14 protein-coding genes and 1 tRNA gene are annotated in these 20,759 nt (G+C 57.3%); 12 read left to right on the forward strand and 3 right to left on the reverse strand.

Annotated features, from left to right (window positions below; translation table 11 throughout):
• Positions 1–18: 18 nt before the first annotated feature.
• Positions 19–2,175, reverse strand: a complete 2,157-nt coding sequence (yccS, locus tag MM194_RS13465) for a YccS family putative transporter (RefSeq protein WP_033130922.1) — start codon at positions 2,173–2,175, stop codon at positions 19–21.
• 268 nt (positions 2,176–2,443) lie between these two features.
• The gene (locus tag MM194_RS13470; protein ID WP_241343815.1) at positions 2,444–3,100 is read right to left on the reverse strand and encodes a Bax inhibitor-1/YccA family protein; all 657 of its coding nucleotides are present in this window, start codon (positions 3,098–3,100) and stop codon (positions 2,444–2,446) included.
• Between the two features lie 184 nt (positions 3,101–3,284).
• Here MM194_RS13470 and MM194_RS13475 point away from each other — a divergent pair.
• The 10 genes from MM194_RS13475 to MM194_RS13520 all read left to right on the forward strand — a co-directional run bounded on the left by MM194_RS13475 (position 3,285) and on the right by MM194_RS13520 (position 16,245).
• Positions 3,285–3,372, forward strand: a tRNA-Ser gene (locus tag MM194_RS13475).
• Positions 3,373–4,217: 845 nt separating this feature from the next.
• The gene (locus MM194_RS13480; protein ID WP_241343816.1) at positions 4,218–4,715 is read left to right on the forward strand and encodes a transcription termination/antitermination NusG family protein; all 498 of its coding nucleotides are present in this window, start codon (positions 4,218–4,220) and stop codon (positions 4,713–4,715) included.
• A 789-nt stretch (positions 4,716–5,504) separates the two neighbouring features.
• The gene (locus MM194_RS13485; protein WP_241343817.1) at positions 5,505–6,053 is read left to right on the forward strand and encodes a fimbrial protein; all 549 of its coding nucleotides are present in this window, start codon (positions 5,505–5,507) and stop codon (positions 6,051–6,053) included.
• Positions 6,054–6,424: 371 nt separating this feature from the next.
• Positions 6,425–6,943, forward strand: coding sequence for a hypothetical protein (locus MM194_RS13490; RefSeq protein ID WP_241343818.1), 519 nt, complete (start codon positions 6,425–6,427; stop codon positions 6,941–6,943).
• Between the two features lie 9 nt (positions 6,944–6,952).
• The gene (locus tag MM194_RS13495) at positions 6,953–7,642 is read left to right on the forward strand and encodes a fimbria/pilus periplasmic chaperone (protein WP_241343819.1); all 690 of its coding nucleotides are present in this window, start codon (positions 6,953–6,955) and stop codon (positions 7,640–7,642) included.
• Positions 7,643–7,657: 15 nt separating this feature from the next.
• Entirely contained in the window at positions 7,658–10,213 is a 2,556-nt protein-coding gene (locus MM194_RS13500) for a fimbrial biogenesis usher protein (RefSeq protein ID WP_241343820.1), read from the forward strand.
• Between the two features lie 77 nt (positions 10,214–10,290).
• Positions 10,291–11,406, forward strand: coding sequence for a fimbrial protein (locus MM194_RS13505; RefSeq protein WP_241343821.1), 1,116 nt, complete (start codon positions 10,291–10,293; stop codon positions 11,404–11,406).
• A 9-nt stretch (positions 11,407–11,415) separates the two neighbouring features.
• A complete protein-coding gene (locus tag MM194_RS13510) occupies positions 11,416–11,937 on the forward strand; it encodes a fimbrial protein (protein ID WP_241343822.1) in 522 nt (173 codons plus the stop codon).
• A gap of 442 nt (positions 11,938–12,379) precedes the next feature.
• Positions 12,380–15,619 (forward strand): Ig-like domain-containing protein, encoded by a 3,240-nt coding sequence (locus MM194_RS13515; protein ID WP_241343823.1) that lies wholly within the window; start codon positions 12,380–12,382, stop codon positions 15,617–15,619.
• Positions 15,620–15,990: 371 nt separating this feature from the next.
• A complete protein-coding gene (locus tag MM194_RS13520) occupies positions 15,991–16,245 on the forward strand; it encodes a DUF6719 family protein (RefSeq protein ID WP_241343824.1) in 255 nt (84 codons plus the stop codon).
• A 56-nt stretch (positions 16,246–16,301) separates the two neighbouring features.
• On the opposite strand, the gene MM194_RS13525 is transcribed toward MM194_RS13520, so the two are convergent.
• On the reverse strand, positions 16,302–17,225 hold the full coding sequence (locus tag MM194_RS13525; RefSeq protein ID WP_241343825.1) for an AraC family transcriptional regulator: 924 nt from the start codon (positions 17,223–17,225) through the stop codon (positions 16,302–16,304).
• Positions 17,226–17,352: 127 nt separating this feature from the next.
• Here MM194_RS13525 and MM194_RS13530 point away from each other — a divergent pair, with 127 nt between their 5' ends.
• A complete protein-coding gene (locus tag MM194_RS13530) occupies positions 17,353–19,509 on the forward strand; it encodes a TonB-dependent siderophore receptor (RefSeq protein ID WP_241343826.1) in 2,157 nt (718 codons plus the stop codon).
• A gap of 67 nt (positions 19,510–19,576) precedes the next feature.
• Complete coding sequence (locus MM194_RS13535) at positions 19,577–20,617, forward strand: alpha/beta hydrolase-fold protein (protein ID WP_241343827.1); 1,041 nt, start codon at positions 19,577–19,579, stop codon at positions 20,615–20,617.
• Positions 20,618–20,759 lie beyond the last annotated feature (142 nt).

Genomic DNA, 20,759 nt, shown 5'->3' on the forward strand with positions numbered 1-20,759 from the left:
GGCTCCTCGCAAATAAGGCTATCGGGATTGGGCGGGCATGGTAGCGTCTTGATCTCTCGTGAGCAACCGGCTCTCGTTGGCGAGTTCCAGCAGCTCGTCCGCCAGCTGGCTGATGAGGTTGAGCTGCTGGGTCAGCATCAGCTGCTCCTCGCTGCTGTCCGGGGCGATGAGCGGGCACTGGCCCTCGAGCTGCGCCGGCATCTCACCCGCCATGTGGCCGGCGGCGCTCTCCAGGGTATGGCTGATGTGGCGGCTGATCTCGTCGAGCTCGGGGATAGGCTCGAGCTTGTCGCGATGGGCCCCCAGCGCCGAGATGTAGGAGAGCAGGGCGTGGTTGCGCCAGGTGAGGGTAAAACAGAGTTCGAGGAAGCGGCGGCGCTTGCTCGGCTCCACCAGCATGCTCTGCCAGGCCATGGCCAGCTCGCTGTCGGCCAGATGGGCACACTTGCGGGCGACCCGGTAGTCGAGGGACTCGTCACGCTGGCGATGCAGGCTGGCGAGCACCGCAGAGAGATAACGGGCGTTGGCCGACAGCGAATTGGCGATGAGGCTGGGCAGCCGCTTGTATTGCCAGTCCGGCCACAGCCAGGCCACCAGGGCGTAGGAGAGCAGGCAGCCGAGGAAGGTGTCGAGCAGGCGCGGGCCCAGGATGGCGAAGCCGATGCCGTCCAGCAGGTTGAACGCCATCAGCACATAGAGGGTGATGAAGCAGACGGCGGCGCTGTAGTTGCTGCGCACCTGGGTGAAGAACAGGAAGGCGGCGAGTCCCATGATCCCCAGCTGCAGATGCAACTCGGGGAACAGCCAGAGCACGGGCACGCCGATCAGGATGCCGGCGAAGGTGCCGAGCATCCGTTGCACCAGCCGGCGCCGGGTGGCGCTGTAGCTGGGCTGACAGACGAACAAGACGGTTAGCAGGATCCAGTAGCCCTTGTCCAGATGGAACGCCTGCAGTATGCCATAGCCGACCACCAGCCCCAGGGTGAGGCGCAGGGCGTGGCGAAACACCATGGAGTTCGGGGTCAGGTGCTGCTTGAACAGGGTCAGCAGCGGCAGGGGCGCAGGTCTCGCCAGGATGGGCAGGCTTTGGGGGGGCAGGGCCGGGTTTTGCAACTCCTCGGCGCTTGCCAGCAGCTGGTTGATGTTGGCGAGGTTGCGGCGCAGGAACTTCATCGGCGTCAGCAGCGTCTTGGGATAGTGCTGCTTGAGATGGGTGAACTCCAACTGATCGCCGAGGGCCTCCAGGGTCCAGTGGATGCGCTTGTGATGGACGTAGGGCTTGTGTACCAGGATGGCGTAGCCCAGCTGCTGACACGCCTCGGAGAGTTGCAGAAACACCTCCTGGAAGCCGTCGAGGACGATGCCTTGCTTGAGCTCGGCCTCCAGCTTGCTGTAGGGGTAGTGGCTGGAGGTGGCGCGCTCCTGAATTTCCAGCGCCAGCAAATAGAGGCGCAGCAGGCTGGCGAGCTCGGGCGCCGCCTGATGGCGGGTGCTGAGGCGGGCGTTGAGCGCCGTCTTGGTCAGATTGAGGGCGTTTACCAGGTTGATGTTGAGCTGGGCCAGGTTGTGGCGAATGGCCTGGGAGCCGTGTTCGTCGGCCGGGAAGAAACGGGATTTTTCCAGCAGGTAGCGGCCGAGGGCGAAGTAGCTCTGGGCGAGCTGCTCGTGCAGCGTCTTGTAGGGCAAGAGCCAGAGCCAGAGCAGCGACACCAGCCCGTACCAGAGGGCGCCGGCGCCGAGGGCCAGCGGCTGGTAGAAGAGATCCGGCGCCTTGGCGGCCCCCAGCATCGTATAGATGGCGATGAGCAGAGCGCCGAAGCTGATGGTGGCGTAACGCTGGCCGAGCGCCCCCACCATCACGAAGATGAAGGTCGATCCGGCAAGCCCCAGGGCAAACAGCCAGGGAGTGGGGAAGAGGTACTGCACGCAGAGGGAGGCAAACAGGAAGCACACCAGCGTCATGGCGAGGTTCTTGACCCGGCCCCAGAGGCTGTCGTCTGTCTCGGCAATGGCGCCCGCGACTACCCCGAGGGAGAGCAACACGGTCAGCGAGATGTCGCCGCTTACCAGGGCGAAGGCGAGCAGCCCCACTATGGCCAGCAACACCTTGAGGGCAAAGTAGATATGGCTGTCGCTAAGGAGACGGCGCAGCAGGCCCGCGAGATCAATGGGCATGGGAGACACCATCCTTGAGTGCAGTGAAATCGATACGGCTGTCGCTTAGCAGGCGGCGAAGTAGAGTAGAGAAGTCCATGGGCATGGGATAGGTGCAACCCTTGAGCAAATCGAAAGCGAGAGGATAGTCCGTCGGTCACGAAAGAGCCCTGATCCAAATCAGGGCCGCGTTCTTCATGCAAGGTTTCGCGCCGACTAGCTTCCACCCTAGCAGGGTGAGCGGCCAATAAAAACCCCGCCGAAGCGGGGTTTTCTGCACGGGTTGTGCTTAGTTGCGGTTGCCACCGAGCAGGCTGAGCAGGCTCAGGAAGATGTTGTATATGGAGACATACAGGGTCACGGTCGCGGAGATGTAGTTGGTCTCGCCGCCGCGGATGATCTGCTGGGTAGTCAGCAGGATGGCGCCGGAGGAGAACAGCATGAACATGGCGGACAGGGCCAGGCTCAGGGCGCTCATCTGCAGGAAGATGTTGGCGACCATGGCCACCAGCAGTACCCAGAAACCGACGAACAGCATGCCGCCGATGAAGGAGAGGTCACGCTTGGTGGTCAGGGCATAGGCCGACAGCCCGAAGAAGGTCAGCGCGGTACCGCCGAGCGCGGTCATCACGATCTCGCCACCACCATTGTTCATGTACATGTTGATGATGGGGCCCAGGCTGTAGCCAAGCAGACCGGTCAGGGCGAAGGTGAACACCAGCCCCATGCCGTTGTCGCGGTTCTTCTGGGTCAGGAACATCAACCCGTATACGCCGATCAGGAACACGGCCCAGTGCAGGGGCGGCATGTTCATCACGGTGGCAACCCCGGCCACCACGGCAGAGAAGCCAAGAGTGAGGGAAAGCAGCATGTAGGTATTGCGCAGCACCTTGTTGGTGTCACGCACGGCACTCTGGGTGCCAGTGTAGATAGAACGGGTATCCATCTTGATGTCCTCTTGATTTCCGGGTTGAGGCGGCACATTCCGCTTCGTTAACGCATTGTATGCACTGAATGTAAGGATGACGAGTGCTGATTTCAAGCGGCTCTCCAACCAGTTGTAGCCCATTGTTCCAGAACAAATATGTATTGCATATGAACAAGGGCTTGACGTAGTATGCACGCCGTTCGGAGGGGTGGCAGAGCGGCTGAATGCACCGGTCTTGAAAACCGGCGATGGGCGACCATCCGTGGGTTCAAATCCCACCTCCTCCGCCATCTTCAGAGAAGCCCCAGACAACCTCGTTGTCTGGGGCTTTTTGTATCTGTGTTTTGGACATAGCCTTTCTATCTCGGTGATTGGCTGCTGGCCATCAGGCAACAACACCATCCCATCCTGCCTCGTACTCTCCTCGATAACCTGTACCTCGCGATAGCTAGCAATCGTTGCAGGAGCCCGGTGCCAGGCAAATAGTCCCTTCAATTCGCAGATGACAATAGGCGCTTGTGGCGAACCCAATGTCTGCTTGTGCGTCCTCATGATGAGGTGTTGTTTGAGGCTTTTTATGGGGTTATATGTGGCGCAGATGCCATTATCTTAAATATGGAATTAATCAAAAACCAATCATTATAATTTTATATTTCTATCTGAACACATCAAGATTAAATCCATTAAGCACTGATTCAGTTTTGGTACAAAAAACAGCGGTATCGAACATGTGAATATCGTTTTTCCATACATGTTCTCGATCGAATATATCGAAAAATTTGCTCACTTCGCAATCTACTTGTCGAGTGGAAGCGATGTCGCGGGATATAATCCTGTTTTACTATGTCGTTATGCGGCTTTTCAACTAAAAACGTATTTTAAAGCCGCTAATTTAACGTTATCGTATGCTCAGTAGCGTTTTGTGCTGATGTGGTGATTTATCTCACCTCAATGTGATGAGAGAGAATCGAGGAGTTAAACTCTGGGGTTCATCTTTGATAAAGCAATATGATCTGCATGAGTGGTGTGAAAACAACTATCGTTGAATATATAGAGTTGCATTCTTTGGGTGCAGTTTTGGCGGAGCTTACTCATTAATTATCACCTTCCAGTGTGCACCATTATGGGAGTCGATATGGAGCAATGGTATCTGGCCTGTCACAAGACAGGAAAACATCATTCATTTAAGGTTCAGTTACTCTTGGCACGCCTGGGTGTTGAGGTGTTTATTCCTCAGGTTTGTATCCGTCAGCCAAGATTGGATCGTCCGGGGCATTTTAGAGCAGTACTGGAACCATTATTTCCTGGCTATCTATTTATTTGCTTCGATCCTGAAGTAATGCACACCTCAAAAATATCGGCTTGTCCTGGCATGAGTCATCTTGTTCGCTTTGGCGGGGTAATCAGGCCCCTGCATGAGGCAGTAGTCGATGAAGTCATGAAATTGGTTCTGACTGTTAATGCTGATAGCGGCCAGCTCCAACATCGTGCCTTGAGCCGAGAACGCCGGGCCAATGAAACTGAACAGCTCACTGCATCACAGTGTCAACAGATAGAACGATTCATTGATGAAAAAGATGGGAGGGTACGCTGTGCGCTGTTTTATGCCCTTGCCGAGTCTATTAAAAACTAATTCTACAAAGCATCGAATCACCGGGATTATTATCTGGATTCGCTTTGCTAATGATATGGACCATCATTTTCAATATGAGTTAAGCCAGGTAAATTGTGAAGAAAAGTGACATAAAGAAGCGGCAGATATACAGGGCGTTAGTTGTACTCGCCCCGGCTACGGGGATCGAAGTGCCCCCCTGTGATATGTGGCCAAAGACGCGAGAAATTGCAGATGCGTGCAATGAGACCATCTATTCAGCCCGTTTGCATCTACTGGCTCTGGCACAGGATGGATGCATATTTTGCTCATATCAGAATGTGAATAATTCGCTACGTTGGTATCCTCGTCTGCGTGACGTACCATGGAACGATGAGATTCCACATGATTGACCAATGGGAACCGAACACAATATCTAGTTGAGGTTCATGTATTTTTTCATTGTGACTAGGTTTATCTGTTAATGATTGACTGGTCGGGTGATTTGTTGTCATTTTGCTTGGCAAACAACAAATAAAATTTAAATTAGTTGGCATTCGACTAATATTTTTTTATTCAGTGATTTTAATTTATTCATTATAATAATATGAATGATCATGGACGTGTGTTGTTAGACAGGCTTGAGTCAGGGAACTGTGATATCAAGGGCATGTGTCTAGATGTTTACACATCTCATATAGCCTTGTTTGTTTTTTAATTTTATTTTCTTGTCATGCATTCAGATTCAGGGCGAAACAACGTTCAGAAATACTGAAATTGATAAGTTTTATATTCATTGTTTACACATTCATTTGAGGTTTAAAAGTTTTTATGAAAAAGTCCCTGTTAGCCGTAGCTGTTGTTCTGTCCGCTGGTATGAGCTTGAATGCGTTCGCTATCCCGACTGTTGTGACCGGTGGCACCGTGTATTTCAACGGTGAAGTTGTCAACGCGGCGTGTGCGGTGAGCTCTGACTCCATGGATCAAACCGTCTATCTGGATCAAGTACGTACGGCAGCGTTCAATTCAACGTCGGATGCACCTGCGAATCAGCCGGAAAGCTTCGAGATCAAACTGGTCGACTGTGATCCCACCGTGCAGGCCACTGCCGCGGTGTCGTTCAGCGGTACGACCGTGAGCGGCAAGACCTCCGTGCTGGCCAACACGGCGGGTGCCGGTGCTGCCCAGGGTGTGGGTCTGGTACTGATGGGGCCGGATGGTGCCGTGCTGCCGATCAACACCGGGGTTCCATCAAGCACTGTGTCGGTCATGGATGGTACTACCGTCATCCCATTGTCGGTCGATTATATCTCCACCAGCACAACGGTGACGCCAGGCCCCGTCAGCAGCGTGGCTAACTTCAATGTGCATTACGAATAAATAGCGTGATAGCTAAATAGAGTGACAGGGTGACTCGCTTGGCGAGTCACCCTTTTATGGCTATATCCCAAATTTAGATGGCATGGGGCCCTGGCGTCCCGTGTCAGCAGTGTATGAGTTCTATTTCCCGCTCTCGCCTCCGTCTTCGCCGCCAGCGCCGATATTTCCCGTCCGATAGACAGGCATCCGGATCATTTACATGGACGGCGCGGTTGCTTCCTTCATGTCATTGCTGCCTGAGGTGGAGTGAACACAAGGCGTGCAGAGACAAGGGATCTCGTGTGAGCGAGGCGAGGACTCTCTCTTGATGGCCTGGGTCCACCAATCCCCGGGCATCATTTTGTTATCGGTCGTTGTGAAGAGGTCAGTCGGTGCAAAGAGTATTGCAGGGGACGTTATTGTCCATTCTGGTAGTGATGCCGTCGTTCGGTGCCGTGGCTGACGAGCGCCAGAAAGTGCATACCGCCGGCGATATCAACCTTGAAGGCCGCATCGTTTACTCATCCTGCGCCGTTGGCGCCCCCGAAGTTGCCGAGCTGATATCGTGGCAAGAGGGGCGTGTCATGTCCGCAGAGTGGACCGATGCAGAGTTGTTTGATATTCGGCTGAGCGAGTGTGTCTCCTCGGTCAGTCAGCAAGTGAGTGCCAGTTTCAGCGGCGTTGAAGAGGGCGATGGTTCGCGCTTCATCGGCAGCCTGGCCAAGGATGAGGAGGATGCCTGGGATTGGTCCGATGGCCGGGTGGTCATTCGGGTTGCCAACGCGCCGACCCTCGTGCATTCCGTGAATGGTCCCGTCTTTCGGTTCCATTCAAAATTCAAGTTTTTGGTGCCCATGTCCAGTGAGTCACCCATCAGTGTTCCTGTTTATTTTTTAGTCGCCTATCCCTGAGAGGTATTTATGATAGCGCACAAAAACATCTATTCACTCTTTATAGGGGCCACCTTTTTCCTCATGACCACTGCCGCCCAGGCGGGTGGGGTTGTGTTGGGTGCCACTCGCGTGATTTATCCTCAGGGTAATAAACAGGTGTCACTGGCGGTGACCAATACCGATGAAAAAGCCATCTTTTTGATCCAGTCCTGGATCACGGATAGCGCCGAGAAGAAAAGCAGTGATTTCGTGGTGACTCCTCCGCTGTTTAAATTGCTGCCGAAAAAAGAGAACACCCTCAGGATGATTTATGTGGGCACTAACCCCCTGCCAAGTGATCGCGAGAGTGTGTACTACCTTAATGCCAAGGCCATTCCGGCGGTGTCTGAGGCGGCCCAAAAGAGCAATACCCTGCAGATTGCCACGCAAAGTGTCATCAAGCTATTTTTCCGTCCTCAGGGATTACCGACGGCGTCGGCAGACGCACCCGCCAGCCTGCGTTGCAACATCGAGCGTGGCATGCTGAAGGTCAGCAACCCGTCCCCCTATTTTGTCACCATGGTCAACCTGCAGATAGGGAAGACAAAAATAGCGAACATGATGGTACCGCCACTGACAACAGAGAGTGTCGATGTCGGCAATCTGGCCGGTAACGTGGTGTTTCAATCTATCAATGATTACGGTTCTCAAACCAAGCCGTCCATTTGTCCAACATAATCATGGATGGAAGCAATGTTGAATTCGAAGTCATTGACCGTATTATTGGCGGGATGGGTCGTTATCTCTGATGCCCGGGCCGATGTCCAGTTTAATCCTGCATTTTTATCCGGAGATCCGTCCGCTGTAGCGGATCTGGCCGCGTTTGAAAATAATGGCCAGTTACCGGGAACCTATCGGGTCGATATCTATTTGAACGATCAATTCGTCGATACCAGGGATATGGCCTTCGTCGCCAGCACATCCGAGAAGGATGGCGATGGGTTGAGTCCTGTGCTGTCAGTCGATGAACTGATTGCCATGGGAATTGATGCGCAGACCCTGCCTGAATCGCAATCCGGTGAGACCGGGGGCAGCGCCGAGCCAACTGATATCAGAACCCTGATCCCGGGGGCCGATTTTGTCTTCTATTTTGAGCGTTTGCGACTGGACTTGAGCATTCCGCAGGCCGCCATGACCAAGCGTGCGCTAGGAGAGGTATCAGAAGATCTCTGGGATGAAGGCATCAACGCCCTGATGTTGAACTATATGTTCAGTGGCAGTAATAGCGTGGGTAAGGAGGATATCGGTGATGACTATTTCATTGCGTTGAACTCCGGCTTGAATATTGGCGCATGGCGTTTTAGAAATTATTCAACCTGGAACAAGGGTGACGAGGTTAACGAACTGCAGAGTGTGAGCAACCACCTCGCTCGGGCTATTATTCCATTGAAGAGCGAGCTCATCATAGGTGATAGCAGCACATCCTCAGACATATTTGACAGTGTCGGCTTTCGTGGTGCTCAACTGGCCTCAGATGAACAAATGTATCCCAGCAGCTTGCAGGGATATGCGCCAACGATACGGGGCATTGCCAAGGGTAATGCCAGCGTCACCATCAAGCAAAATGGTTTCGTGATTTATCAAGCTCATGTCCCACCGGGACCATTTCTGATTGAAGATCTGTTTGCGACCTCAGCAAACGGTGATCTGGATGTCGAAATAAAAGAAAATGATGGTAGCGTCAATCATTATACGGTGCCCTTCGCATCTATTCCAAATTTACTCCGTGATGGTCGGGTGAAATACGACGTTACCGTGGGTAAATATCGTTCCGGCAGTGATGCGCAAGAGGATCCAGAATTTGTCCAGGGCTCGCTTGCCATGGGGGTAACGGAAACGGTTACGCTCTTTGGGGGGACCCAGCTGTCATCAGATTATTCTTCCTTTGCTGTGGGTATGGGTAAAAACATGGGGGACTTCGGTGCGCTCTCTGTCAAGTTATCTCATGCCAACACAGTATTACCGGACGACACCGAGACACAAGGGCAATCTTTCAGTCTGCTCTATGCCAAGTCGCTGGTGGATTTTGGCACCGATCTGCAGTTATTGGGAGCCCACTATTCGACGCAGGGATATTACACCTTCGCCGACAGCACCTATAAGGACATGTCGGGTTCTATTGACGAAGATGGCAATGAAGGCTCGGATGATTCTGACCTGACGGATGAACCTATAACCAGCTATGACCTCCATTATGCCAAGCGTGGCAGACTGGAAGGCAGTATCAGCCAACAGGTCGGGGATGCTGAATCAATCTATTTGAGCGCTCGCGTGCAAAATTATTGGGAGACCGACGAAGCGGATAAATATCTGCAGCTTGGCTACTCCGGTGTCTGGAATGACGTTACTTACTCGATCGCCTACAGCTATAACCAGAGTGCCTTTGAACTGGATGAGAACAAAGTCATCTCGCTGAACCTCTCCTTCCCCATTGGGAAATGGTTAGCGACGGCGGATGATTATTCTTCAGCCTATGCGGATTACGGCGTCAGTTATGATGCGGATGGCAAGACGACCCATAGAGTGGGGTTGAGCGGGACCGCATTGGAAGAAAAAAATCTGAATTACAGCGTTCAGCAGGGATATACCAATAAGGGCGTGGGAGCCAATGGTAACGCGCATATTCAATATCAGGGTACCAAGGGTAATATTGAGCTTGGGTATAACTATAGCGAGGATCAGCAGCAAATTACCTACGGAGGGTCGGGTGGGCTGGTGGTCCATGCGGACGGTGTGACATTCAGCCAACCGCTGGGTAATACCAATATTCTGGTTGCCGCCCCGGGAGCGGGGGGAGTTGATATTGAAAATACTATTGGCATGGCCACCGATGCGGATGGTTATGCAGTCATCCCCTATGCATCCAGTTACCGCTTGAACCGCGTTGCGTTGGATGTGAATTCATTGCAAGCGGATGTCGAGGTTGATGAAGCCGTTGCGATGGTGGTGCCGACCGATGGCGCCCTGGTGCGCGCAGAGCTTGAGACCAAGAAAGGGAGCCGCGGCCTGTTCACGCTGACGTTCAATGGCAAGCCGGTACCCTTTGGTGCACGGGTGGTCAACGAGGATGAAGTGGCATCCGCCATCGTGAGTGATGAGGGACTCGTTTACCTGGCCGGGCTGGCCAACGAAGGCACCTTAGACATCCAATGGGGAGAGGGTCAGGGTCAGCGTTGTGGGGCCAATTACCAACTGCCAGAATCCGCGAAATCGGAACCCATCATCCGCTTAGCCATCGAGTGCCGTTAGGATAAATATATAGTTATTAGCAATTCGTTTGATTGCTGGTTATCTGTTCCTGTCTTTTAAATGTAAAGGTGTGGGTGATGAAGCTTTTTATTTATTCTGCAGCCAGCCGGGACATGTCCATTAATGTTGATGGCAAGCGTGTTTGCGCCAGAGTAATACGGGGGGCAACCATTGGCTGCTTATGGTGCGGCCTTGTGTTGAGTGCTGTTAATACATCAAGTGTCGCGGCCAAGACGTATTTAGGGCCACCAGGCAGCCAGATAAATATCTCTGTGCCAGAAGGAAACAATGAACCTTATTTGGTGGCGAATGCGGGATTTACTGCCGCCAATGTCTGCCATCCAAGTGATTCTAATATCAAGGATAGAGAGGGTAGTTTTTTCAGCTATACGGCGGCCACGGCTCATACTGTCGAATTTAATGGCAAAGTACATACCCTCATGTCAACGGGTAATCCCTATTTTGGGGTCATAGTCCCGACCAGGGATACCTCAGCCCCAGACAGTGATGCCGTCCCCCTTGCCTGGACGTTCACGACTTGGTATCCGACTCCCAACGCCACGCGGGCACCTGGCACAGATGCGATTGATGCAAGATTTCGTTATGTCTTGTATGCCATGCCCGGTGAGCTGCCAGCAGGCAGTTATGTGATTCCGCAAATGGAGGCGTTTTTGGGTGTTGATTGCCGAGATGAGGAAGGGAAGACATATCAGGATCGCGTCGGGCAGCGGGGCTTCACGGTCAATGTAGCCGCCCGGGGGTGCGATGTGACTTCTCCGGCGAATACCTACATCGACTTTGGTGAACTGAGTACCGGCGACTTTCCGGCGGTGGGCAGTACCACCGGCATCATTTCCAGCATGATCAACTTGCAGTGCGATCCCAATGTCGAGATTAACGTCACCCTCTCGGACCAGACCGACCCGAGCAATAGAACCGATATCGTGAACCTGACTGCCGCCAGTACGGCCCGGGGGCTTGGCGTTCAGGTGGTCAATCCCGGAACGGGGGCGCCTTATCGGCTGGGACCCGATGACGCCGGTGACCATGAGATCAACCAGTATCCGTTGGGGCTGAGTGGTCCCAGTGGTGGCGTGTTCAACTTCCCCCTCGGTTTTCGGTATATCCGGACTGAACAGATGGTGGCGGGCACAGCGACAGCCCTCGTGGGTGTCACTTTTTCCTATCAATGAGGCGGGATGATGAAAAGCAAAATAGCGGCGGGGGTCGGTCTTGCCCTGTGCGGCGCCCTCTTCTTCGCAGAAGCGGCGGACGTCACGGTAGAGGTGCGCGCTACCCTGATCCAGCCTGGCTGTGTCATTAACAACAACGCGGCCGAAATCGTGGACTTCGGGACCTTCCCGACCAACAGCATCCGGCTGGGCGCACCGCCCTCCCAACCCGGATTGATCCAGACGGTTTCGATGCCCATCACCTGCGTGGACATGGGCACGCCGGTGACGCTGCGCATGAACGCGGTCCCCTCGGCAGAGAACCCCGCACTCATCGAGACGGGCAAACCTGGCCTGGGGGTGGCGCTGTCAACCCAGAGCGACGTGGCCGACAGCGCCTACTGGATCCTGCCTAATACCGGCACATTGTCGGTGCCATTGCAGAGTGGGCAGGGGACTGTGCTCTTCTATGCGGCACCCATCGGTACCGGCGTCTTGCCAGAGCCCGGCACCTTCACCGCCCAGGCCGTCTTGAATGTGGAATACCCATAAGCCGCTCAGTGGCTGCCACTATCCGGCCAGAGGGTGACCCCTGGCCAGGCCGCGCCCTCTGGCGGCATCTGTTTGACCCCATGTCTGCTTTGATGCCCAGCGATCGCCTTGCGCGATGCTCCGGTGGATCCGGTTCTCTCGTTTTCAGTTACCCCCTGTGATGGCGTGGTCCCGGCGATCGGGACTGGCCATGACGATCTGGCACCCCCCGATGCGCCTGGCTGGCATCTGTTGCGTCGGAATGGGTGTTTGCCGCCGGCCCCTGTCGCGCAGACGAGCGGGCAGGGACGGTCAGGAGCATAAGATGAACAGCTTATTAGGACTTACGATGAAGCAAATATTCATGTGGATCTACGCGTCCATGGCGGCCTTGTTACTGGCCGCATGCGGTGGGGGGGATGACGACTCGTCATCTACGGACTCCGGGAGCGGTGCGCCGAGCATGGTTTCGCTGCAGATCACCCCGCCCCAGGGGCGCATCCCGGTGGCGCTGCCGCAGCAGTATGTGGCGCAGGCGGTGATGAGCGACGGCAAGGTGCAGGATGTGACCGCGCTCGGCGACGTCCAGTGGCGCAGCAGTGACAGCGCCATCGCAACCATCACCAGCACTGGCCTGGCGACCGGGGTCGCACCGGGCCGTGTCACCATCACGGCATCGGGGATGGGGGCCAATGGTGCCCCCATCGAGGCGAAGGCGCAGCTGGAGATCAGCAATGCCCAGGCCACCGGGCTGCAGATTACGCCCGCGGCGGCCAGGGTGGCCGCCGGCCTGAACAAGCAGTTCACTGCCATCTTGCAATTCTCCGATGGCACCACCCTGGATGTGACCCGCGACCTGAGCTGGAGCAGCAATGACGCCGGCACCGCCACCGTCGCTCAGGGACTTGCGAGCGGCGTCGGGGCGGGCATGGCCGGCTTGAGTGCGAGCGGTCTCTTCCAGGGCAAGACGATCAGCGGTGCGGCGCAGCTCACCGTGAGCGATGCCACCGTCACCGCCTTGCAGGTGACCCCGGCATCGAGCACGACGGCGGTCGGCCTGGCGTTGCCCTTCGTTGCGACCGCCATGCTGTCCGATGGGACCAGCCAGGTAGTCACGGACTCCGTCAGTTGGAGCAGTGGCGACACCGCCATCGCCACCGTCAGCAATGAGCAGGATAAATGGGGGCAGGCCAGCGGCCTCGGTGCCGGCACCGTGGCCATCATGGCCTCGGGTCTCTTCAATGGTCAGGATCTCGCGGGTTCGGCGCAGTTGAAGGTGAGCGACGCCACAGTGACAGCACTGCAGCTGACGCCGCCCAAGCTCAGGGCGCCGGTCGGCTTGCCGCAACAGTACAGCGCGACCGCCATGCTGTCCGATGGCAGCAGCCAGCCTGTGCTGGATGCCAGCTGGCACAGCAGTGAGCCCGGCATGGCCACCATCAGTACCACCGGCCTGGCCACGGGGGCCAGCGCCGGTACCGCTACCCTCAACGCCAGCACCACCCTCAACGGCCAGCTCTTCAGCGGGCACGCGCAACTGACCGTGACCGACGCGACCGTGACCGCCTTGCAGGTGACCCCGGCCAGGGGCACTGTGCCCATCGGCTTGGCCCAGCAATACGACGCCACCGCGCTGATGTCTGACGGTACCAGCCTGCCGATGACCGCCAGCGCCAGCTGGGTGAGCGATCCTCTCATCGCCACCGTGGATAAGGGCCTGGCCACCGGGGTGGGAGTGGGTTCCACCGATATCAGTGTGACCGCCGTCGTCAATGGCGTGTCCGTCAGCAACAGCGCGTCCCTGACTGTGACCGGTGCCGAGGTGACCAGTCTGGAAGTGAGCCCGGGCATCGAGACGGTGTCGGCTGGCCTGAGCAAGCCGTTCACGGTACGCGCCTGGATGTCGGATGGCACCAGTCAGGAGGTGACCGGCAACGACAATATCAGCTGGAGCAGCGACGACAGCGGCATCGCCACCGTCGATGGCAGCACCGGGGTGGCGACCGGGGTGGCGCAGGGTTCGACCTATATCAGCGCCGCCGGCAGTATCAACGGTCTGTTCCTGAGCGACAGTGCGTCCCTGAGCGTGGGCGACGCCGCCGTGATGGGGGTGGTGGTCACACCGGATCCGGCCACGGTGCCGGTCGGGCTCAGTATGCAGCTGACCGCCACCGCCCAGCTCTCCGACAACAGCAGCCAGGACATCACTGGCACCGCCAGCTGGGGCAGCGATGCCACCGGGGTGGCTACCGTCATCGGCGGGCTGGCGACCGGCGTCAGCGTGGGCAGTGCCAATATCACCGCCACCGATATCGCCAGCGGTCAGTCCGGCAGCGCGGCCCTGAATGTGACCAATGCCGTCATGACAGAGCTGGCCGTGACCCCTGAGAGCGCCACTGTCGCGGTGGGGCAGAACCAACAGTTTGGCGCCACGGCGACCCTGTCCGATGGCAGCAGCCAGGATATGACCAGCTCGGTCAGCTGGAGCAGCGGCGATCTCGCCGTCGCCTCCATCGGCAGCAACACCGGCCTGGCGACCGGGGTAGCGGTGGGCAGCAGCACCATCACGGCGATGACGCAAGATGGCTCCGGGCTTAGCGACACGGCCGAGCTGGAGGTGGTCGCGGGTGGTTGTTCCATGGATACCCTGACCGATGGGACGGGCAAGACCTGGACCTGTCCGCTGACCCAGTCCCAGGCCGATGCCGATGGCATCCCTTATGCCGCCACGCGCACCGAGAACGGCATTGTCTATGCCCTGCTGGAGTGGCCGCAGGCGAGTGCCTACTGTACCGGCCTGGGGGATGGCTATTATCTGCCGGGACGGGATGAGCTGCTGGGTCTGTACACCGAGTTTGGTGACCTGGAAACCCATGCGGGCTGGCCGACTTACCTGTATTACTGGTCGGCCACCATGGCGCAGTATGCGGGTAGCCACCACGCCATCGATCTGAAGAATGGCCACGATGGTGGTACTTACGATGACCACAACGACCTGTATGTGACCTGTGTGAAGCTGCCTCCGACAACGGTCTCCCTGGTCGTGACGCCGGCTGATAGCTCGTTCCTGATAGGGGAAACCAAGCAGTTCACCGCCATGGCCACTCTGTCCGATGGGAGCGTTGTTGATGCGAGTGCCAGCGTCGCCTGGAGCAGCGGCAACACCGCCATTGCCACCATCAATGGCGGCGGCCTGGCCACGGGGGTTGCTGGTGGTGCCACCACCATTGCTGCGACGATGCAGGATAGTTCAGGGGTCAGTGCCACTACGCAGCTTACCGTGTATTACCCCCTGCCAGCTTATGGTACTGGCTGTGTTATAGGCATATTGGTCGACAGTTTTGGTGCCGAATGGACTTGTCCGCCGCTGCAAAGCGAGGTGGATGCCGCGGGGATCCCATATGACGGCACAATTAAACACAATGGAAAGACCTACGTCACGATGACATGGCCTAACGGAAACAACTATTGCACTTACCTGGGGCAAGGTTTTCGCCTGCCAACCCTGGCTGAGTACCAGGGACTCTTTGCGGAGTTCGGTGACTTGTCGATAGCTGCCGGTTGGCCGACTAGCTCCTATCACTGGACGGGCGATTATAGCAGTGGCAGCAATCACTATGCGTTCAGCACTATGTATGGCCGCCATTCTTCGGTTCCCGACGCTTACTTCCATTTTGTGTCGTGCCGGCGGGCAGCAGAGTAATTTGTGCTGGTGACCAACGCTCACCCTCAAGCGCAGGGGGCATGGCGAGGAGGGATAGCGAGTCTGGCGGCAGCCGGCGTGCGGACAGCCTGGGTATATGGGCTGTCCGCCTCGGTGCCATAACGGTGTCAGCCGCAGATCCTGACAGGATGTGACAGGTAGCATCCTGCTTGTCTGCCTTTATGACGTAATGGAGTAAAAAGCCCAAGTGACCCTGTCACTTGGGCTTTTTTTGTGTCTGGATCCGTCGGTAGGCCGCCGGGTGAGGCTATCGGTCGGCGGTGATCGGTGACTACACTGGCTGGGTTGACGGGACGGGGGGAGTACGCGCGAATTGGCGCAGTAGCAGGATCACACAGAGGGAACGGCCGATGGTTGTCAGATGGAAGAGAGCAAGGTTGTCAGGGGGGCTGTTGCTGGTGGGCCTGGTGTCGGGTTGTGCCAACTTCGCCCCGACCCACATCACCTATCTGAGCCAGGATCCCGCGCCGGGCGCCCTCCCTTATGGGAAGCTTGCCTATGTGGACGATGGTCAATGCCCGGATGGTCAGGTGAAGAAGCTGATCGGCGGTGATGCGAGCAAGAATATCCCACGCCACGTGGAGTGTGTGCCGCGTCCACAGTAGCCGCCGGGCAGGCCATTTGGGGGAGGGTATTGGGCCGCTGCCAGGCTCGCTGCTCATCACGCCTCTGCGGTTGCCGCGCCCTGTCTGATGATCTGCCGTGGCGAGAAGCCAAACAGTTTTCGAAACGCCGTAATGAAGTTTGCCGCATGGTTGTAGCCCGCATGCTCGGCGGCTTCCTGCAGTGACATGCTGCGCTCTTCGAGCTTCACCTTCGCCTCCTGCAACTTTCGCTCGCGCAAGTAACGCTGCAGGCTGATGCCCAGCTCTTTCTTGGCCGCCCGCTGCAGGGTGGAGACGCTCATGCCCAGCGCCTCGGCAATGTCCGCAAGGGCCATCTCGTCCACCTTCTCATCCATCAGCAACATTTTCAGGCGAGTCGGTTGCTCGTTGTGCCGCTGGCCACAGACGAAGGCGATCTGCTGGATGTTGACCATCAGGCTCTCCCAGACGGTGAGCGCAAACGCCTCCCTCATCAGCATCTCGGGGGCATTCTGGCTGCTGGTGAGGTTCAAGGCTTCCGCCATCTGGCCAAGATGCGGCGGTAGCGACCAGTCGCAGCGACTCAGATGATGGCTGAATATGCGTTCGAACAGGACTCGGTGCTTGCCGATCAGGTGGCGCTCAAGCCAGGGCAGGCTGAGCGACAAGACGATGCTGCGGCTGCGCACATGGGCCTTGGCGGCGCCCTGCACCATGTCGGGTTCGGTATAGAGAATGGCGGTGGCGACGATGGGGTCTGACTTGTGAAAGCGACAGCCTCTCAGCCGGTGTGTGGCGCCATAGGTCATCAGCGCCTTGCTCTCGAGCGGGATGGCGATGATCAGCTGTGGCGGCAGCTCTCGCTGGGTGGCGAAATCGGCCTTGTGGACTATGTCCTTGTTGTGGAAGAGGATGCCGTCCTGAATCATCAGGTTTTCCACCCTGCCGGTAAACAGGCCGCGTTTGCGGACCGCCGTATCCCTCACCACAGTGTCCGTCATGTGCACTTTGACCAGATCGAAGAGTTAAATGACCAAACCGCAAAACTACTGCGGAAACTTGGATGCTATATTAGCCCCCTAAAAATCAAATGAAAATCATTATCATCCTGTAGGGGTCACTCTTTCTATGGTTGTCTTTAAGGATAAAGCGCCGAGCCCGCTGGCTCTGGCCGTCTCTGCTGCCCTGGCTGTCATTGTCGTTGCCCCTGTGTGGGCGCAAGAACAGGATATCGCTGCGAATGAACCTCTGGTGGTTTACGGCAATCCCCTGTACGGGATGGCGCCGTCGGAGGAGACCGGAGGTTACAGCGTCGACTCGGCCACCGTGGGTACCAAGACCCCGGCAGCCCTGAAAGACATTCCCCAGTCGATCACGGTGTTGACCAACGACTACATCAAAGAGCGCAACTTCGTGGCGGTGGACGATCTGGCCAAATACACGCCGGGTCTGCGCACCATGGTCAACGACAGCGGCCGCTCCTCCATCTTCTCCCGCGGCTACGAATACGATGAGGTGAGCCTCAACGGCTTGCCATCGCCCATGCAGAGCAAATTCGGCACCCTGCCGTCGCTGGCCGCCGTCGACCGTGTGGAGATCATGCGGGGCCCTTCCGGCTTGTTTAACAGCACCAGCGAACTGGGTGGCGTGATCAACATGGTGCTCAAGCGCCCGACCGACGAGTTCAAGGGCTCGGTCACGGCGCGCTATGGCAGTTGGGATCGGCACTATCTGGAAGCGGATATGGGGGGGGCGCTCAACGAGGAGGGCTCTGTGCTCGGCCGCTTCGTGGTGAGCAACGCCGACATCAAGAACCAGGTTGACTACAACAACAACGATAACGGGACCTACTACGGTACCCTGGAGTTCGAGCTGTCGGATCGCACCCTGCTGTCGGTCTATGCCCTGCATCAAACCAAGGACATCCTGCCCACCAATGGTCTGCCGGCGTACAGCGATGGCAGCATGCTCGACATCAGTCGCAGCACCTACCTCGGTTCTGACGAAGACTTCTTCGACGCGAACACCACCGATGTGGGCGCTTCCCTCCAGCATGCCTTTGCCAACGGTGGCGTCGGCCAGCTCTCGGCCCGTTACATGGATCACGACATGCGCCTGGAGCAGACCTATACCAACGGTCCGGTGGATGCCGCGGGGAACACCGGGCTGATGTTCAATGCCCAGGCGAACCAGCAGCAGAACGTCGCGCTGGATGCCAACTACAGCCAGATGTTTGGCCTGCTTGGGCACAAGAGCGAGTTCGTGCTGGGGTCTGACTACAAGCGCTATGAATCCGATATCCAGACCTACACCAACCGCAATATCGGCAAGATCAATGTGTTCAATTTCGATCCGACCACGGTCGCCAAGCCACACTACCAGTACACCAAGAACGACTACGAAGAGAAGTCAGAACTGGGTCTGTATGGCAAGGTGACCTGGCGCTTGATGGAGTCGCTGGCCGTGATCACCGGGGCCCGTGTCTCCTGGTATGACACCGAGGTCGTCAGCACGACCCTCAGCTCGGGGGCGCAGAACAGCCAGTCGGGTGATTTTAATGGGAAATTCACTCCCTATGCCGGGGCCGTCTATGACCTGACCGATGAACACACCCTCTATGCCAGTTATTCAAAGGTGTTCAAGCCGCAGACCAGTCAGGATGAAAATGGTGACATGCTGAAGCCGCGCGAGGGCAGCCAGTGGGAAACCGGGGTCAAGTCATCCCTGCTGGATGGCCAGCTCAACACCCGGGCGACCGCTTTCCTGATGAAGGACAATAACATCGCGGCCCAGGCCTATGACGAGCAGGGGATCGCCATTGCCAACACCTACTGGGCGACCGGCAAGGTGGACACCCAGGGGGTGGAGCTGGAGGCGACCGGCTATCTGAGCCAGAACTGGATGGTGATGACCGGCTATACCTTCACCGACATCGAGGAGAAATCCGGGGGTCACAATCCGAAATTCGATGCGATCCCGCGTCACTCCCTGTCTCTGTGGACCGACTACCACCTGGCGGATTGGGTGCAGGGGCTGCACCTGGGGGCGGGGATGACGGCGGTCAGCGACTACTCCTTCAACCAGAATGGGATCACGACCCATCAGGGGGGCTATGCCCTGTTTGATGCGGCGGTGCGCTACGACATCAACGACAAGATGCAGGCGACCCTGAATGTCTACAACATCTTCGATCGGGAGTACTTCTACCGGGTCGGCTCGACGAGCACCTTCAACATGTACGGCGAACCGGCCAACCTGATGGCAGGTTTCACCTACAAGCTGTAACCCATACGGCAGCAGGGCCTGGCGGCCCTGTTGCCGTTTATCCGAACCAAATTCCTCCGACCCCCTTATGAAAAGATTCATCGCGGTACTGTTCACTATGCTCCATCTCGCTTCTGCCCAGGCCGGCATGCTCCACTACGCCGAGGGCTTCAACCATCACTCGACCTTGCTCGACGAGGCGCGGCAATACAGTGTCTACCTGCCGGATGACTACGAACAAAAGCCAGATCAGCACTTCCCCGTGCTCTATCTGCTCGACGGGGAGAAATTCCTGATCGAGGTCGCGGGCATCACCCAGGCGCTGCGGGCCGGGCTGAACCCGGCGATCCCGTCCCTCATCATAGTGGCGGTGCACAACAGGGACCGGATGCGGGATTACACCCCGAGCCATACCATGGTGCTGCCCAATGGGGAGCCCGCGGGAGCCGGTTATGCCAAGACTGGAGGCGGCCCTGCCTTCATGCAGTACCTGACCCGGGAGCTGCGCCCGCTCATCGAGGGCCGGTATCGCACCGCCTCGCCGGCCCTGCTGGTGGGCCACTCTCTCGGGGGCTTGCTGGCCCTGGACACGGTGGCAAGAGACGCCGGTCAGTTTCAGGGCTACCTCTCGGTCGATGCCAGCCTCTGGTTCGACTATCCGGCCAACTATCAGCGCATCGAGCGGGCCCTGACCCATCCGCTCAAGCACGCTTCATCACTGTTTATCGCGGTGGCCAACAACCCCTACACGCCGGGGTTCGGGCGCTCCGAGTTTCACCGGGATCACCTGCGCCAATTTGCCCGAAGCGTAGCGGCGCAGCCCGGCCAGAACCTGCACGTCACCAGTCGCTACTTTGAAGAGGAAGATCACCATTCGGTCTATCACCTGGCGGTCTATCAGGGGCTGCAGTGGCTGTTTCGGGGCTACCGGCTGGACTTGACCCCCGGGGTCTTCACCCGGCAGGCGGTCATCGCCCGCTACGATGCCCTGAACAGGCAGCTCGGCAGCGAGCTCAAGCCGGAGCGGGAGAACCTGATGGACATCAGGGACAAGGCCAAACGCTGGCCCCAGATGCAGATCTCCCCGGCAGAGGCCGACGCCCTGCTCGAACACTATTACGGACAATAAGCCAAGCCCTGGCGGCAACTCGCGCTCAGCCGGTTGCAAAGATGAGAGTTTGATCCAGGGGGCTCGCCGTTCCTGTCATTTGGCTTTTCTGTGTCTGGATCCGTCACAGCGCAGCCGGGGGCGGGTATCGGCTCGGGGGCAG

The organism is Aeromonas sp. MR16 (assembly GCF_022549315.1).
Lineage (GTDB): Bacteria > Pseudomonadota > Gammaproteobacteria > Enterobacterales > Aeromonadaceae > Aeromonas > Aeromonas aquatica.